At 32.3% G+C, this 17,145-nt stretch carries 16 protein-coding genes and 2 pseudogenes; 15 read left to right on the plus strand and 3 right to left on the minus strand.

The features are described 5' to 3' along the window. Positions 1-4: 4 nt before the first annotated feature. Genes WIG73_RS05880 through WIG73_RS05890 form a run of 3 tightly spaced genes read right to left on the minus strand, consistent with a single transcriptional unit; the run spans position 5 to position 1,847 of the window. The gene (locus WIG73_RS05880) at positions 5-355 is read right to left on the minus strand and encodes a hypothetical protein (RefSeq protein WP_337399674.1); all 351 of its coding nucleotides are present in this window, start codon (positions 353-355) and stop codon (positions 5-7) included. A 34-nt stretch (positions 356-389) separates the two neighbouring features. Beyond that, positions 390-1,100 (minus strand): CpsB/CapC family capsule biosynthesis tyrosine phosphatase, encoded by a 711-nt coding sequence (locus WIG73_RS05885; protein WP_337399675.1) that lies wholly within the window; start codon positions 1,098-1,100, stop codon positions 390-392. An 18-nt stretch (positions 1,101-1,118) separates the two neighbouring features. After that, positions 1,119-1,847, minus strand: a complete 729-nt coding sequence (locus WIG73_RS05890; RefSeq protein WP_337399677.1) for a CpsD/CapB family tyrosine-protein kinase — start codon at positions 1,845-1,847, stop codon at positions 1,119-1,121. 200 nt (positions 1,848-2,047) lie between these two features. Here WIG73_RS05890 and WIG73_RS05895 point away from each other — a divergent pair, with 200 nt between their 5' ends. From WIG73_RS05895 to WIG73_RS05965, 15 genes and pseudogenes are all read left to right on the plus strand, one after another. Beyond that, positions 2,048-2,437: a transcriptional repressor gene (locus WIG73_RS05895; protein ID WP_337399678.1), complete on the plus strand. Its 390-nt coding sequence runs from the start codon at positions 2,048-2,050 to the stop codon at positions 2,435-2,437. A gap of 55 nt (positions 2,438-2,492) precedes the next feature. Beyond that, positions 2,493-3,044, plus strand: coding sequence for an NADH peroxidase (locus tag WIG73_RS05900; RefSeq protein ID WP_337399679.1), 552 nt, complete (start codon positions 2,493-2,495; stop codon positions 3,042-3,044). Positions 3,045-3,387: 343 nt separating this feature from the next. After that, positions 3,388-3,465: pseudogene (locus tag WIG73_RS05905) on the plus strand (hypothetical protein); the annotation flags it as partial. Between the two features lie 33 nt (positions 3,466-3,498). Continuing rightward, positions 3,499-4,024, plus strand: a pseudogene (locus tag WIG73_RS05910) (DDE-type integrase/transposase/recombinase); the annotation flags it as partial. A gap of 1,005 nt (positions 4,025-5,029) precedes the next feature. After that, positions 5,030-6,091 carry a hypothetical protein gene (locus tag WIG73_RS05915; protein ID WP_337399680.1) on the plus strand — a complete coding sequence of 354 codons (1,062 nt, stop codon included), beginning with the start codon at positions 5,030-5,032 and terminating at the stop codon, positions 6,089-6,091. A gap of 71 nt (positions 6,092-6,162) precedes the next feature. Then, the gene (locus tag WIG73_RS05920) at positions 6,163-7,467 is read left to right on the plus strand and encodes a nucleotide sugar dehydrogenase (protein ID WP_337399681.1); all 1,305 of its coding nucleotides are present in this window, start codon (positions 6,163-6,165) and stop codon (positions 7,465-7,467) included. A gap of 210 nt (positions 7,468-7,677) precedes the next feature. Then, on the plus strand, positions 7,678-8,493 hold the full coding sequence (locus WIG73_RS05925; RefSeq protein ID WP_337399683.1) for a glycosyltransferase family 4 protein: 816 nt from the start codon (positions 7,678-7,680) through the stop codon (positions 8,491-8,493). A 21-nt stretch (positions 8,494-8,514) separates the two neighbouring features. Continuing rightward, on the plus strand, positions 8,515-9,591 hold the full coding sequence (locus WIG73_RS05930; protein WP_337399684.1) for an aminotransferase class III-fold pyridoxal phosphate-dependent enzyme: 1,077 nt from the start codon (positions 8,515-8,517) through the stop codon (positions 9,589-9,591). Positions 9,592-9,629: 38 nt separating this feature from the next. Next, complete coding sequence (locus tag WIG73_RS05935) at positions 9,630-10,865, plus strand: glycosyltransferase family 4 protein (RefSeq protein WP_337399685.1); 1,236 nt, start codon at positions 9,630-9,632, stop codon at positions 10,863-10,865. Beyond that, positions 10,862-11,707 (plus strand): glycosyltransferase, encoded by an 846-nt coding sequence (locus tag WIG73_RS05940; protein ID WP_337399686.1) that lies wholly within the window; start codon positions 10,862-10,864, stop codon positions 11,705-11,707. Before WIG73_RS05935 ends, WIG73_RS05940 begins: the two co-directional genes overlap by 4 nt. Beyond that, complete coding sequence (locus tag WIG73_RS05945; RefSeq protein ID WP_337399687.1) at positions 11,700-13,496, plus strand: ABC transporter ATP-binding protein; 1,797 nt, start codon at positions 11,700-11,702, stop codon at positions 13,494-13,496. Before WIG73_RS05940 ends, WIG73_RS05945 begins: the two co-directional genes overlap by 8 nt. A gap of 90 nt (positions 13,497-13,586) precedes the next feature. Further along, complete coding sequence (locus tag WIG73_RS05950; RefSeq protein WP_337399688.1) at positions 13,587-15,362, plus strand: ABC transporter ATP-binding protein; 1,776 nt, start codon at positions 13,587-13,589, stop codon at positions 15,360-15,362. Positions 15,363-15,398: 36 nt separating this feature from the next. After that, a complete protein-coding gene (locus tag WIG73_RS05955) occupies positions 15,399-16,421 on the plus strand; it encodes an NAD(P)-dependent oxidoreductase (RefSeq protein WP_337399690.1) in 1,023 nt (340 codons plus the stop codon). Next, on the plus strand, positions 16,421-16,675 hold the full coding sequence (locus WIG73_RS05960) for an acyl carrier protein (RefSeq protein ID WP_337399691.1): 255 nt from the start codon (positions 16,421-16,423) through the stop codon (positions 16,673-16,675). The genes WIG73_RS05955 and WIG73_RS05960 overlap by 1 nt, the downstream gene beginning before the upstream one ends. After that, positions 16,672-17,145, plus strand: a 474-nt coding sequence (locus tag WIG73_RS05965) for a WbqC family protein (protein WP_337399693.1), incomplete at its 3' end; no start/stop codon positions are given. The genes WIG73_RS05960 and WIG73_RS05965, both read left to right, overlap by 4 nt.

A 17,145-nucleotide genomic window follows, 5' to 3' on the forward strand; every position in this document is an offset into this window, starting at 1 on the left:
CGTTCTATTCCCCCTTGCCGGAAAGGCCATTTGAATAAAGTTCTCCGCAGGCCACATACAGTGGGGTGTCGGTTGTAAAAACCACCATGTCAAGTTTTTCGGCAAGCGTTATCACGTCTTCCCCGGGCACTTTTCCGCGGACAAACACAATTACTTTAATGTCCATCATTTCCGCTGTGCGGATTACCTGCGGGTTCACCAGACCGGTTAACAGCAACGCCTGGTTTTTTACAAATGCCAGCACATCGCTCATCAAATCGCAGCCGCAGGCGGATTTCACTTCAATGTCTTCCCAGCCGGTTACGGAGGTAATTACTTTTGCTTTTAGAATTTCCTGCACTTCTTTTAGTTTCATAACGTTTTCTCTCCTCACAAAATCGGTTATTCAGTCATGATAAATTTAATAGTTGTTTCGATTTTTCAAAAATTTCCCGAAGAAACGAGCCGCCAAGATGTTTTGTCATTAGCGACATGGCGTGGGAAATATCAGCCGGGCGTGAAGTCAGGTTGTGACAGTCTGACCCTATGGCACAAATCAGCCCCTCCCGGGCCAGGGCCTTGATGATGCGTTTTCCTGAAAAGGTTAAAAACGAGGGCGCGTTCATTTGAAACTTTGCGCCGACAGAGATGAGCTGGTCCAGCTTTTCAATTTCTTTCGGTTTGTTTAAATAGCGTTCAATGTGAGCCATAACCGGCGTTACATTCTGTTTGGCTATGATATTATATACTTCCTGAATGTGCCATTTATTCCATGCAGGAAAAGGAAGCTCCAGCAAAAGCAGGTCAGTTCCTTCAATGCACAGTTTTTCCAAATCGTTGTTTTCGGAAAGGCCGCCGTAAAGGGGCACTTCTGCTCCGCAAAGCAGCGTTGGAAATGTGCCGCCGTCTTCCTCCATCGCTTTTTTCAGCAAAGAATATTTGCTGTTCCGCCGCGCACAAAAATCTGGAACCGGCTCCCGTGTCAGGAAATGCGGTGTGAGTAACACAGTCTGGGCGCCGCTTAGATGCGCGGTTTTCAGCATTTCAAGCGATTCGCCAACGCTTTTTGCGCCGTCGTCCATTTCCGGCAGAATGTGAGTGTGAAAATCAATATACCTCATAACGCATTCCCTCAGTTTTTAAGACTCCTCGTAATAGTAATATCCCGAATAGTCTTTCGATTTTTTCTTTTTCCGGCTTGTTTCAATTGTAATAAAGCCCAGCACCTTTGCATTGGCAAATTTTAAAGCAGACAGCGCCTTTTGAATTTCTGTGGTTAAGCTGACACCGCATTTGCAGACAAAAATAACGTTTTCCACAAGCTGTGCCAGGGCCAAAGAATCTGCAACAATGTTGACAGGGGGCGTGTCAAACAAAATATAGTCATATTTTCCCTTTATAAATTCAATAAAGCTTTTCATTTTTTTTGATGAAAGCAGCTCTGTGGGGTTGGGGGGAAGGTTGCCCGCCGTAATACAGTCGAGGTTCAAGTCGCTGAGATGGTTGACAATGGCCTCCAGTTCGCAAAACCCTCCCAGGTAATTCGCCAGCCCCTCTTTATTTTTAATATTTAAGTAAGTATGAATTCTTGGGCGGCGAAGGTCTGAGTCAATTAAAAGAACGCGGGATTCCGTTTGGGCCAGGGAAACTGCAAGGTTGATGCAGGTTGTTGTTTTTCCCTCGGCAGCCAAAGCTGAGGTCATAAACACACATTTCCCGCCGTCTATGTCGGCCAGCGCATACATTAAATTCGTCCTTGCGCCCTTTAACGCTTCAGACAATGCAGGGCTGGAGTTTTTTGTTATTAAGTCCGCATCGGACAAAACATGCCTTCTGTGGTTTTTTATCATAAAATCGGGCAATCGCACACAATACACTCCTTAATCTTAGTATAAAATAATTACATATAAGTTTTTATAATTACAGTACTTTATATTATAGCAGAGTATTTGACATTTTTCAATAAAATAAAAAAATTTTAAAAAAATGCTTGACAAAAGAATTTGTATGCATTATAATAATCTTGAAATTAAAAATAATTATTATTATTGTTTTTGGGAGATGAACTATGAACTTTTCAAAACAGAGGGAGTCCATCCTGAATTATTTAAGAAATACCAAAGAGCACCCCACGGCGGAGCGCATTTATGCCGACTTAAAGCCGTCGCTTCCGAATTTAAGCCTGGCCACTGTTTACAGAAATTTGGGCCGGCTTTGCGAAACGGGAACGGTGATTCGGCTCTCCACAGGGGATAAAACCGACCATTTCGATGCTGATACCTCAGACCATCAGCATTTTGTCTGCACCTCGTGCGGAACGGTTTCCGATATGTTTTTCGAGCTGCCGCAAGAAATTTTAAACCAAAACCTCGGCGATAACTTTGTAGCAAACTACTATAAGCTCTATGTTTACGGCATATGTAAAGATTGCAGCGAAAAGCAAAAGAGAAACGCATAAATTAACTTTGTTTTTTATATTATTAAATAAATTTTTTATTATGGAGGTAACGATTATGAAAAAATTTGTATGTCCAGTATGCGGTTATGTTCACGAAGGTAACACCCCCCCTGAAAAATGTCCCCAGTGCGGCGTTCCCGGTTCTAAATTCACAGAAATGAAAGATGAAGCCTTAAATTTTGTTTGTGAACATGTGATTGGCGTAGGCGCAAAAGATAAAATCGACGCTGAAGTTTACGAAGGATTAAAGGCAAACTTTGAAGGCGAATGCACAGAGGTTGGCATGTATATTGCAATGGGCCGTCAGGCAATCCGCGAAGGTTATCCCGAAATCGGCGAGTTCTATATTCGGGCTGCGTGGGAAGAGGCAGAGCACGCTGCAAAATTTGCAGAGCTTTTAGGTGAAGTTGTTTGCGCCGACACAAAGAAGAATCTTCAGATGAGAATGGAAGCAGAGTGCGGAGCAACAGCAGGCAAGCTGGAAATTGCAAAAAAGGCAAAGGAGCTTGGCTACGACGCAATCCATGACACGGTTCATGAGATGGCGAAAGATGAGGCAAGACATGGAAAAGGCTTTGAAGGTCTTTTAAAGAGATATTTTGGTTAATCGTAGATACAAATAAATACGATTAGATATACTCTGAGAATGGCTTAAAATAAGGCTTTATGATACTTGGTCTTGAAACACGATTAGTAAATTTTCGCTAATCGTGTTTTTTTATATTTTTCTGTATTTTTTTGTTTCGTGGGAAATCCGTGGGAAAAGCTATCAAAATTGACCGCGTTTCTGATTTTTCCCACAAAAACCCCTGAAACCCCAGTGTTTATGCGGGTTTGAGGGGTGTCAAAATGTTTTTTTTCGTGGGAAAAAATTTTTCTATCAAAACTTAAGATCTCTGCTACTAATTTGATAAAATAATTTATAAAGAATATACATAGGAGGTCTTACTATGAAAGGAAGTGTACGAAAAAAAGGTGCAACATGGTCATACAGAATTGATTTAGGTGTTATTAACGGAAAACGCAGTCAAATAGAACGCAGTGGATACAAAACCAAAAAGGAAGCTATGCCTGCTTTAGACTTTAACTCTGATGAGTGGCATGCTGAAGAAACTGTTGTTAAAATCAAAGGTGTAAAGCATTATATATGGTTCATAATTTATAGTGAAACTCGTTTTGTCTTAGGCTTTCAACTATATCCTAATAGAGATTCACCTCAAGTAGAGATTCACCTCAAGCTTTCTCTTTGTTTGATAGTGTAAAGAACTATGGCAGACCTAACGCAATTGTTTCAGACCGATATTCAGCCTACAAAGTACCTACCAAATCCATTTTTGGCGTGTCACCAGCTTTAAAGATGACATTTCCAATAACATTATTGAAGCTTTTAACAAACAATTCAAATACTGGTATAAAACTCGTTACGGCTTTAATTCCTTTGAAAGTGCTAACAGTATGATTATGATGTTTGTTTTCTTTAACAACTTCATTAGACCGCATAGTTCACTTTCTAATCTAACCCCTGCTAAATTTGCCGTTTTTAAATGTTCAGAAAGGCAGCGAAACTCTTTGCTGCTCATTAGCTGACTTTTGCCTTAATTAATATACAAATGGTCGCTCTATGATTTGTACCCCAAGGGTAGGGTCTCATAAGGTGTGCTTTTGCACGTTCATTTTACCCTTGACAAATTTCAGTCGGGCATTTAAAAGCTATTTGGCAAAAATCGGAAGAATTATGTGAAATCATTATGCTATTTTTTCATTTTAACTTTACAAAACCGATATTTTTATTATATATCATCTTGGAGGTTGGCTCAACACTTTACACAAAACTTGGGATTGTCTTAGACAAAGGCACCGTTTTTTCTTAAGTTATAACTCGCCATTTTATTACCATTTCATTACTGAATATTTTAATTTCACCCATAATACGCCCTAATGATTTTACTGGTTACGCAACCTAAAATTACCAATAGCCTCTCTCGTAGCCCTTTTTTTAGTACCATCATTACGTTGATGTGCCTTTAATATATGTTGCATCTATCTGAAGTTCAGTTGAATCACCAGTATTTGGCGAAAAAGTTCAAGGTTTTTCCAATAGTTTATGTATTTGTTCATTTGCAAAAGTTATTGTAAACCGTGTACCATGGATCATGTTTTTCGTGTAATATACACCACGGCGCTCCTGTTCTTATAACCCATATTTTAGCATGCATTAGGTCTCGAGGGGGTGTAGCATTTTGATGTTATTAGTGAAACAAATCTTTAATTTAACTTAACTAGTATCTATCAATTCGTAATTGCTCATTTTAAGACATCTTGTTAATTGTTTTATCCTTATATGTTTCTTTGATGAAATTGTTATGTTGCTAAAGTATACTGTCTGAATTCATTTTTTTAATATTTTATAATAATTATTATAAATTTTTTCATAAAAATATTTACAAAATAATTGTTATGTGATATAATATTACAAAATTTAATATATTATATCACATAAAGACACTTTGTGTGGAAGTGTTGGTTAATATATGGTTATACTTTTAAACTTGTGTATCTTAGCACTCGTTTTACGGGAAGAGGGGTTGCGTATTGAACAATTTTCAATTTCGAACAAGTACAATGCTACCAGTAGTTTTACAAACAGATATTAAAGCCTATATGTTTCTAGCTTATCCAATGTGTGTGTTACGGGCATATGATACGTTATTGCCTTGGTATAATGAAAGATTTATTAATATTAAAATTAATGAGAACTTTGATTTTCAGTATGTTAAATGGCCATATGAAATGTCGGGAGAGATTGATGAAGTATTTGAATGTAATTATATTTATCGTTCAATGCTTGATAAAGATTTTGATATAATATCAATTCTTATAAAGCAAATTAATTTGGGTTGGTATGGATATGTGTTTTTTGATGAGTATCATTTAAAATGCCAGGATGCTTATAAAAAATATCATTTTCGTCATGATTCGTTGATTTATGGATATGATTTGGATAAAGAGTGTTTTTATGCGATTTCAATAGAATGTTTAATGGGAAGTTATAGAAAAACCATATATTCATTTAACGAGGTAAAAAAGGGATTTGATTTAGAAATAAAAGAAAAAAGTAAATATGATGATTATGGCAGAGAACTGGTTTCGATAATAAGCTTTAGACCGAAAATATTTTATAATAGTTATAGCTTTTCAAAACGGACATTTTGCGATAGAATATCGGACTATTTGCATGGTACAGACTCATTTAACGATTCATTTTATACTTCTATTAATCCGTGTCCTCAAGATAAGTTCACATATGGAATGAATGCATATATAAAATTTATTGACTATATAAAGCAAATAGAAGAATATGATAGGATTATATACAGAAACATACATTTTTTGTACGAACATAAGAAAAATATGAAGAAGAAGATTGAATGTTTATCGTTGCCATGTGAACTTATGGAGTATTGTGAAGAACGGTATGATAAAATAATAGATAATTTTGAAGTTGTAAGATTAGGAATTCTAAAAAACCTTTTGCAAAGAAAACGAAAAAGCATTAGCAAGAATAAAATAATTCAGCGACTATATGATTCCTATACTATAGAAAAAAAGGTGTTGACAATATTTTTAGAGCATATAAAAAGCGATAGTTATTAGGATAGTTGTTGCTATATATAAGGTTATGTTAATTTTGAATATATACTATAAAGATATAAGAGGTAAAAGGTGTGAAAAATATAGAATTAAGGTCAAAAATTCAAAATAAAACGGTGCAAATAGCAGTTGTTGGGTTGGGATACATAGGTATGCCGCTAATTCAATTATTGCTTGAAAATAATTTCAAGGTTGTAGGAATTGATTGGGATAGAGAGAAAATAAAAAAGCTTAATATCCGAGAAAGCTATTTGTCAGATTTTACCGATGGAGATATTAAGAGAATATTTGACATGGGTTTGTTGGTTACAGATTCATATGATATAATTTCAAATTGTGATATTGTTATTATATGTGTCCCAACCCCATTATCATCAGAAAAAAAACCTGATTTAACATTGATTGAGCAAGCGTGTTTATCAGCATCTGCTTATCTAACTAAAGATACATTAATAATTGTGGAATCTACGATTTATGTTGGAGCAACTAGGAACGTTATTAAAGAGATTTTTGACTCAGGTAGATTGAAGTGTGGGAAAGATTATTTTCTGGCATTTTCTCCTGAACGAATATCACCTGGGACAGCGAATTGTAGTGTAGCAGATATCAATAAGTTGGTAAGTGGAGTTGAGCCCCATTCTGCTGAATTAGCATTGCTTTTTTACAATTCATTTTTAAGAGCACCAGTTTATTTATGTAGTTCATGCGAAGTTGCTGAAATGTCCAAGTTGCTTGAAAATACTTTTCGGTATATAAATATAGCTTTTATTAATGAAATCGCAATGTTGTGTAAAAAAATGAATATAAATGTTTTTGAGGTTATCGAAGCTGCGAAGTCAAAACCTATGGGGTTTTTCCCGTTTTATCCCAATATTGGAGTGGGGGGACATTGTATAATGGTTGATTCGTTTTATTTGAAATGGATTGCGCAACAGAATGGAGTAGCACTTAAAATGGTTGATTCCTCTGAGTCTATAATTAAATTGTTTTTTGAGCAATTTATTGAATTCATACTTACTTATTTAGAGGAAAATGACATTGCTATTGAAGAATCTCAAATATTAATTATTGGGTTGGCATACAAAGAGTTTGTCAATGATACAAGGGAGAGCCCATCTATAAAATTAATGAAAAGGTTAATTGAGTATGGGTGCCGAGTTGACTATTATGATGAATTAATCCCGAATTATAAAAGTTCATCCTATTCATTAAATAGTATTAAGGAGATGAAAAAACATAGTTTGGAATATTATGATGTTGTGATTTTAATGAATAAACAGAACAATTTAAACTATCAAGATTTAGTTGATGATTCAAAACTAATAATTGATGTAAAAAATATTATAAAAAAACAAAGTAGCAATGTAATAAAAATATAAGTGAAAAAGGTGAGTAGAATAAAGATTTTACATTTAATACATAATATGCGAGTTGGTGGTGCACAAAGGACATTATATAATATTGTTAGCGGTCTGAGCGATTTTGAACACATAATTATAACTTATGCTATAGATGCGGCGTACTCAGAAAAGATTGCTGTGCTAAGTAATGTAAAGTGTGTTGTCGTTTCACATTGGAGAAAAATCTTTATGGTTTTAAAAGAGCAATATTATGATGTTGTGCATTATCATTGGTGGCCACAAATGGATATATGGTACACTTTTTTTAAAAATCAGCATAAGCCTATAATTGTAACATTACAAGAACAATGTTCACCGCCCGAGTATAATGATGTATATTATATTGCTGGTAGTAATAACAATTTACAATATATTAGCCATATGAAAAATAAACAAGTAATTTATTTAGGTGTAGATACAAATTCAATTGTAGAAAAACAGGAAGATAATAACAAAACATTATTGGTTATAGGTAGGGTAAGTACAATAATTGAGTCAAAGATCCCTGAAGATCTCTTTGAGGTATTTAGTGGAATGGAGATATCTTCAAAAAAACTATTGTTTTTTGTATGCGGAACAGGGGATGCTGAATTTATAGACTATTTAGAAAAAGAGAAGATGAATTATCCTAACTTGAATTTAATAATCAATACTGAGCCATATGTTGCGGATAAATATTCTAAAATGGATTATTTTGTATATTGGCTTCCAGAGGGCTCGACCGAATCATTTGGTTTGGTAATTGTTGAAGCTATGTTTAGCGGTGTTCCAGTGATTGCCCAACGTTTGGGTGCAATACCTGAAATAATTGAACATGGTGAAAGCGGCTTTTTGTTCGATGAACCAACCGAAATACAGTTATATATTAAAAAAATGGAAGAAGATAGTGTGATACGAAACACAATAATTCAAAATGCGAAGCAAAGGGCAGCTAAAATGTTTTCATCGGATATCATGATAAAGAATTATAGAAATTTGTATGAGAAAGTATTTTCTATTCGATAAATAAGGGAGATGAACTACTAAATGTTTGATTTGACATCTTGGGTTCATGTGTTAAAAAATGATGAAGGTTATTGTAATGTTATCAATGATTGCATTAAAAACAATCAAATTTTAACTATAGATAACAAAGTTGTTCGCAGAGAGTTTGAAGAATTCTTTAGTAAATTTACTCCGCAACAATTAAATGCCTATTGTTATGGGGTTTCAGGAAGTGAGGCTATAGAACATGCATTGATAATTGCTGAGCATATTACAAAAAAATCAAAATTCTTACATTTTGGTGGATGTTATCATGGTAGTTCTATTTGCCTATTAAATATAACATATTCGGAGACAAAAAGAGTATCTGATTATGTTTTTGATATTTTACATCCACCATATGAAACAAAAGACATAGGTGAATTCCCGGATATGGATGATTTTTTTGAAAAATTACCTGTAGAAAATGAATATGCAGGAGTTATTATTGACCCGTCATTTGGAAATATGGTTTTTAATGCTGGAATACACTTTTTTCTGAAATTAAGGAAGTATTGTTATGAAAAGAAAGTTATGTTGATTTTTGATGAAGTAAGAACAGGTATAGGTCGAACGGGTAAAATGTTTGCCTTTGAACAGTATGATATTGTTCCGGATATATTATGCATTAGTAAGGCACTCTCCAACGGTTTTCCTTTATCTGTTACTATATATGATGGCAATTCTTTATATGAAACAGAAAAAAGAAATTTACATAATAGAATTGAGACCACATTTGCAGGACAAGACTTAGCTCTCAAATCTGCTATGTATACTGTAGAGAAAATTTCTGAGGATATGACGCAGATTGCCAAAAAGGCCATATATATTATTAAAAGGTTAGAAGAATTAAAAAAATATAAATGCATTTGCGAAGTGCGTAACTTTGGGATGATATTTGGAATGGAATTTTCTGATAATTGGTCAGCAATAAAGTTTTTCACATTGGTTAACAAGAAAAATATTAGGGTGAATTATCCGAATAAAACTGTTGTTGTACTAAGCCCTAGCTTATGTATCGAAGTACAAGAAATTGACGAAATTATGGATTCATTTCATGATGTATGTAGTTTTATTTGAAAATCTGATACCGTTTATGATTAAAGAAGGGGTGTTTTATGGAAAAAGAAAAAAGTGTTATTATCTTTTCTAGAGAATATCCACCCAATTTGGTTGGTGGAACAGCTGTGGTTGCATGTTCAACCGCTAGGGGATTAAGAAAATTAGGTTATCATGTTACTGTTGTTACTAGTCAAAATAAAGATGTTGTTATTAATGAGGATGGAGTTGATATAATATCTATAGGTCAAGATATTTATCAACAAAATACAGGAATGAGTGATAGCAATATTAAGTATCATATGAGAGTATTAGCTTTTCTGAAGGATAGAGTTAAAATCTCACCAGATATTGTTTTGGTTCCTGATTTATTTAGTTATCCTGAAGCATATCTTTTTGCTAAAAAGAATTCGATACCAATAATTAATATTTTGTTGCAAGACTTTCGTAAGATGGTCATATATGACAGAGCAGAAACGCATAAAGTGGCCGATGGAGTAAATGGTTTTCCGAAGCATTTACTAGAAATAGAAAAAAAGTCACTTTTATATAGTGATGCAAATGTCTTCATAAGTAAGGCATTGTATAAGAGTATTTGTGATTTTTACAATATTGATGAAAGAAGATGCCACATAGTATATTTAGGTATTGATAAAGAAGAATTAACCGAGGCTCAAAGTCAATCAAATAATATACTAAAAAAAGAAATTTGCGCTGAAGATAGGAAACTAATCATGTCGATTGGTCGATTTGTACCAGTGAAAGGTTTTGATAAATTGATAGAAGCCTTTTCTTTGATACATTCACAGGCTCCGGAGTCTTTCCTTTGTATATTGGGACGAGGTCCAGAGAGAGAGTATTTAGAAGATTTGATAGTAAAACTAAATTTGAAAAATAGCATCAAATTATTATATGAACCAGATAGAAAAAAAGTTGTTTCATTGATGAATACATGCGACATAGCTGTGGTTCCATCTTTGTGGGAATCCTTCTGTTATGTTGCAGCAGAATTTATGGGATTAGAAAAACCAATAGTGGTCAGTGGAGTTGATTCGTTAAATGAATTAATTATTCATAACGAGTGCGGTTTGATATGTCCTGTTGAGGAAAATCAAAATAAACGTCAAATTAATATAAACAATTTAGCAGAAAATATTTCAATACTGTATAATGATGAGGATTTATCAAGAAGTCTAGGTAAGAAGGCAAAAGAACGTGCGTATACTATTTTTAATAATGATAGATTTGCTTTAGAATTGTCTAATGTAATAAATTCGTATTTGGGGAAAAAATGAAGCAGTTAGAGATTACAGCAATAATACCTACTTATAATAAAAGCTCATATTTGGATATTGTTCTCTTTTCTATAAAAGAATACATTCCAGAACTTAATATTCTTATTATTGATGATGGGAGCTTTGACGACACGAAACGCACAGTGGAAAACTATAAGTCCTATTTGAATTTAGACTATTTGTATAAAAAAAATGGCGGTTTGTCTTCAGCGAGAAATATAGGTGTACAATATGCAGATAGTAAGTATATTCTTTTTTTAGATGATGATCGGTTTTTTCTTGAAAATGCTTTAAAAGATATAAGTATGAAAAAAAATCAAATTTGTATTGGGGTAAGAAAAGAAGTATATTTTAATAATTTTGAAATGTTAAAACGAATGATACAAAGTGAAACGAATAATTTAAAAATGAGATCGGTATATGAAAGATATTACAGAAAAGTCAAACCGCTATCTAATGTAGAAATAAACATGATACCGTGGGTAATGTGCACATTCTCTAATACAATTTTGAGTAGGGATGTAGTATTGGAAGCACACGGATTTGATGAGTGTTTTAAGGGGTGGGGGTTTGAAGATTTAGAATTAGCTTATCGCATATATAAGTTAATACCGAATATAGAATTTAAGTTGGATGAGAAATTAATTAATTATCATGTTTTTCATTCTCACAAACGGATGATTTTAGAGCAAAAAGAACGAAATTATAATCTGTTCTATAAAAAACACTCAAATTATGAGGTGGGGTTGTATGAAAAATTCAGTTCAAATAAAATTGACATTGTAACATATAATGATATGATAAGAAGTCATATTATAAAAGGGGTTAACCATAATGCATAGAATGAAATTAAAAAATGTAGCAAAAACACTGTTTTTGTTTTCAAAGCATGTTAAATCTGCAAAACGTTTCAGAATTCCTATTACTGTTATCGTATACATAATGTTGTCTATGTCTGATATAGTTTTTAATGTTTTTTTATTACGTTACATAGTAGAAAATTATAATTCGGGACTACATTTTGAAATTTTTTTGTATATAATGTTTGGGGTGCTTTTATTTCAAATTGTAGTCTGGATGTTAGAGGCTTATTATAATGAATATTATGCAGAGGATTCTATACAAAAAGTGGAATTATATTTAAAAAATGTTTTATATCATAAAGTCGATAATATATCGATGGAGGAATTTAAAAAAAGTCATTTTTATGATAAGTATTTTTTTGTTGTAGAAAATCTAAAAGAAAGAATAAAAGGATATTTTTCATTAATAGAAGTATTAGTAAGTTCACTGATGATGATAGTTACGCTTACCGGATTTATTTTTATTACAGATCCAGTATTGATTTTTTTTATACTACTTCCGTTAGTTGGTGAATGGCTTATATCGCCTTCTTTGACTAAATTCATAAGCTTAAAAACTAAGGAAGTGAGTAATGTAGAACGCCGTTTAGAATATGTTGAAAGAGTAATGTACTTGAAGCAGTATTCAAAAGAAATAAGAACTACTAAGGTCAAACACATAATATTAAAGACTATGGATAGGTTCTTTTTAGATATGAAATATAATATCCAATATTATGGTCGGAAAATAGGAATAAGACATTTCGTAATACAGTATTTATTTCAAGGTGTAGCTTTTTTCGGAATATTATTTTATTTAGTATTCAGGGTGAAAAGTGGGAATGTTGCTATTGAAAATGCAGTAGTCATAGTAACTACATTTAACCAAACTGTATTTTCTTTTAAAAATATAATGGATTTATATATTACCAGCGTTGAGCAATGTGAATATTTAAAGGATATAATGTATTTTATTGGTATGTATGAGGACAGTTCCTGCGAAACAATTGAATATGTTGCAGTGCCCAAGATAATTGAGAAAATAGAATTTAAAAATGTAAGTTTTAAGTATCCTAATCAGGAAATTTATGCACTGAGAAACATTAATTTTGAAGTTAAAAGAGGTCAAAAAGTTGCCATAATTGGAGCTAACGGAGCTGGTAAGACTACAATAATGAATTTGATATGTCGTATTTATACACCGATTGAAGGAGAGATTTTAATAAATGGCATTAATATAAATAAGTTTAATTTTCAAGAGTATAAGCAAAGGATAAGTTTAGTGCGACAGCATTTTGTTGTATTTGCAACGACTTTAGAAAAAAATGTTCTGTTGCGGGAAGCTACCAACTCGGAAGATAGAAAGCGCTTTGTTCAGGCTGTAAAAAAAAGTGGCTTTTATGACAAGTATATTCAATTAAGTAAAGGATTTAAAACAATCGTTACAAAGGAATTTGACGAAGAAGGCGAATCGTTTTCCGGAGGGGAATTGCAGAAAATAGCAATTGCAAGAACAATGGCAGCTGACGCTGATTTGATGCTGCTTGATGAACCGTCCAGCGCATTAGATCCTATTTCTGAAGATAAATTAATTACGTCGTTGTTTGATCATGTTGATGATAAGCTATTATTTATAGTCTCACATAATATGTCGTATGCAAAGAAATCTGATGTCATTTTATTTTTTGAGAACGGAAAGCTCATGGAAATAGGGTGTCATGATGATTTGATTCAAAGGGATTCAAATTATTCGAAATATTTTAAGCTACAGGCAAGTTATTTTAAATAGCATTTGGATACCACTTGGATTCAGCAGCATATTTAGTTCTTGGAGAGGAACTTTAAAAACTACTACTTTTATCACACGAGGTGAATGCGAATGACACGATTGCGCTCGTTGGGAAAGATTTTAGGTTATTATGTAAAGTACTCTCCATTGTACTTATGTTTGTTTTATTTAGAAGTTATTATAGGGGCATGGCTTTCTGTTTTTAACAGTATTTACTTAATAAGATATATTTTTAATGCTTTTGATAATCAAATATCATTACGAGATGCAATAATTTATCTTTTTTGCGCACTAATTACAAATACACTATTTTTTTTGTTCAGTAATTGGATGAAAAACTGTTATTCGCCAGCCTCTGAATTGAGGGTCAGAAAAATAATACAAACTAAATTGTTCGAAAAAGCTGCCAATGTAAGACTAAAGTATTTTGAAAATACAGATTTTTACGATGGTTATATGTTAGCATTGCAACATTCCAAAGATATAGGGAGTTTGACATTACAGAGCACGGGAGCTTTGTTATCTAACTTAATCTCTATAGTATTGATTGTAACAATGTTATTTACGGTTGATTTTTTCATCGTTGTATTAATTTTGTTCTCTGTTTTAATTGGTTTTTGGGTTGATATTTCGTTGGCAAAGAACCATGAAAAAAAAGATGTTGATACAATAAAATTGAATCGAAAAATTGATTATTATAAACGAGTGTTTTATATAACGGATATTATTGAAGAATTAAAATTGTTACAAAGGAATGAATTTATTTTTGAAGAACAGAATGAAGCATATAAAAATATGCATATAGAAAACAAAAAGTATGGGAAAAAATTAGTAAAATTATATGCAATAAAAGGTTTGTGTGAATCATTATTAACCAGTTTTGCAGTATATTTCTTATTAATATATAAATTGATGATAAGCAAGTCGATAAGGGTAGGAGATTTTTCTGCTACAGTAAATTCTGTATGGGGGTTATCCAATCAATTAACTCAGCTTGTTAATAATATAACAAATGTTTACAAACACAGTATTTATTGTGACAAAATATTTAAATTTCAGGATATGGACATAGAGTATTCTGATGACCTAAACAAGGCAATGTGTCCGAAAACGGCTAAAAAGATAGAAATCAAAAATGTGTATTTTTCATATAATGGTAAAGATAATATTCTAAACGATATAAATTTGACGATAAAAGAAGGCCAAAAAATAGCTATTGTTGGTGAAAATGGTTCCGGAAAAACGACACTGGTCAACCTATTGCTTAGTTTATATCAGGACTATCAAGGCAGTATTTTATTAGATAGAAAGTCAATAAGTGAATATGACAGAAAAGAATTATATAAATATATGTCATGTCTCTTTCAAGATTTTAATATTTATGCTTTGAGTGTTAGTGAAAATGTTGCCATGGATATAGTTGATAGGAAAAAAGAACAAGATATATATATAGCTTTAGACAAGGTGGGGTTGATTAAAAAAATAAACACATTACAGGATGGACTTAATACAATAATGACAAAAGAATATGCCGATAGTTCGGTTGAGTTTTCAAAAGGTGATAATCAAAAAATAGCTTTGGCAAGGATACTTGTAAGTAAATCATGTGTTGTAATTCTCGATGAACCATCCAGTGCGATGGATCCTGTAAGTGAGAATAGTTTTAATAATATGCTTATGTCTGCATTTGATGATAGAACTGTAATATTTATTACACATAGATTTTTTTCTACTCGTCAAGCTGATACAATTGTTTTGATTGACAAAGGTCATATAAAAGAAATAGGGACACATCAAGAACTTATGGACTTAAATGGAAAATACTCGAAAATGTATAATTTACAAAAAGCCAAGTACAATTTATAATTGTAGAAAATACTAATTTTAAAGAAGGAATTAAATATGGACACGATAATGATTACCGGAGGTTTGGGATTTGTTGGATTTAATTTAGCAAAATATTTGCTAAAAAACGATTACAATGTTGTAATTGTCGATGTAGCTGATTTCTTTTCGAGATCGAAATTCCTCGAACAAACGGATAGATTGAAGATAATTTATCAGAATTTAGCTGCTGATAGAGCATATGAAAAACTTCCAGAAAAAATTAAATATGTAATTCATCTAGCAGCATTGCCACATGTGGATTATTCTTCATATCATGAAAATGAAACTATACTTAATAATATACTATCTCTAAAAAATATATTACTTTACTCTATAGAAAATGGTTCGAAAGTTGTATTTTCATCGTCTGTTGAAGTATATGGAGGATGTAATAAAAATAATATATATTCTGAAACCGATGCACTTAGACCACAGTCTATATATGGGGTTTCAAAACAATTTTGTGAGCAGTTGGTCGCATATTATCAGGATAAATTTAACATAGACTGCGTAACATTGAGATTTACAAATTTGTATGGGGTGGGACAGCTACCGGATAGAATTATTCCGCGAAATATTTGTCGTTTGGCTGAAGGTATAAGGGGAGATTTGACAGCAAATTTTTATAGAGATTTCCTCTATGTAGAAGATGCAATTAAAGCGGTATTTTACATGTTAATGAAGGGAAAGCCAGGCACATACAATCTTTCGTCAGGGAAATCATACAACATGAAGTTTGTAATTGATGAGATAGTAAAATCATTTAATACTAATGACATATCGAATTTTGATTCTATTGCGATTAGTGAGAATCGAGGAAAATATTTAAACATAGATAATAGTAAAATATTGACCTATGTTCAATTGCCAATGACAAGTATTGAAGATGGAATAAAATTTACTGTGGAATGGTACCTAAAAAATAGGGATTGGTATATACAATTTAGACCACAGTACGAAAAAGAACGAAACGATGAAAGATTTATAATAGATGCAAATTATTTACATTTATATTTCAAAGAAAAGGAGAGTATATAATGATGAACACTTTAGAAAAATTAATTGAAAAGATAGAGCAAATTTTATCTGAACATGGAATTTATGTAAAGATTAAACAAGATTCAAAGTTGATTCAAGAATATCCAATTGATTCTATTATCGCCATTGAGATATTGATAAATGTCGAAGAGACGTTTGGGATTGATATCGACGATGATGAATTATCACTAGAATTATTAGATACCCCTACAGTGTTGTCTGAATACATAGAAAGAAAGCTGACAAATAAATGAGAGTAGTTATACATCAACCTCACTATTTTCCTTGGATACGCTATTATGTTAAAATGGCGAAAGCTGATTATTTTGTAATATATGATGATGTAGCGTTCCAAAAAAATGGTTGGATAAACCGAACAAAAATCAGAGATAGACGCGACTTTTTATTGACTATACCTGTTCATGGTTCGTGCCATAAAAAAATAAATAACATAGAGACAGTTGATGAATTATGGAAAGAAAAACATATAAAATCTATTAAAATAGCCTATCAATCTTCAAAGTATTTTAATGATTATTTTGATATAATTTCCGACACAATACGTGCTAGTGGAAATAACTTGTCTGATATTAACATATCTACAATCCGAATGGTTAATTCGATTTTAGAAATGGATGTTAAACTAGTCAAATCTTCTGAATTAAATACTGTATCGAAAAAGACTTCAAGGCTTGTTGATATATGTAAAAAGTTGAATTGTGAT

It is taken from the genome of Congzhengia sp. (assembly GCF_037235575.1).
GTDB classification, from domain to species: domain Bacteria; phylum Bacillota; class Clostridia; order UBA1381; family UBA9506; genus Congzhengia; species Congzhengia minquanensis.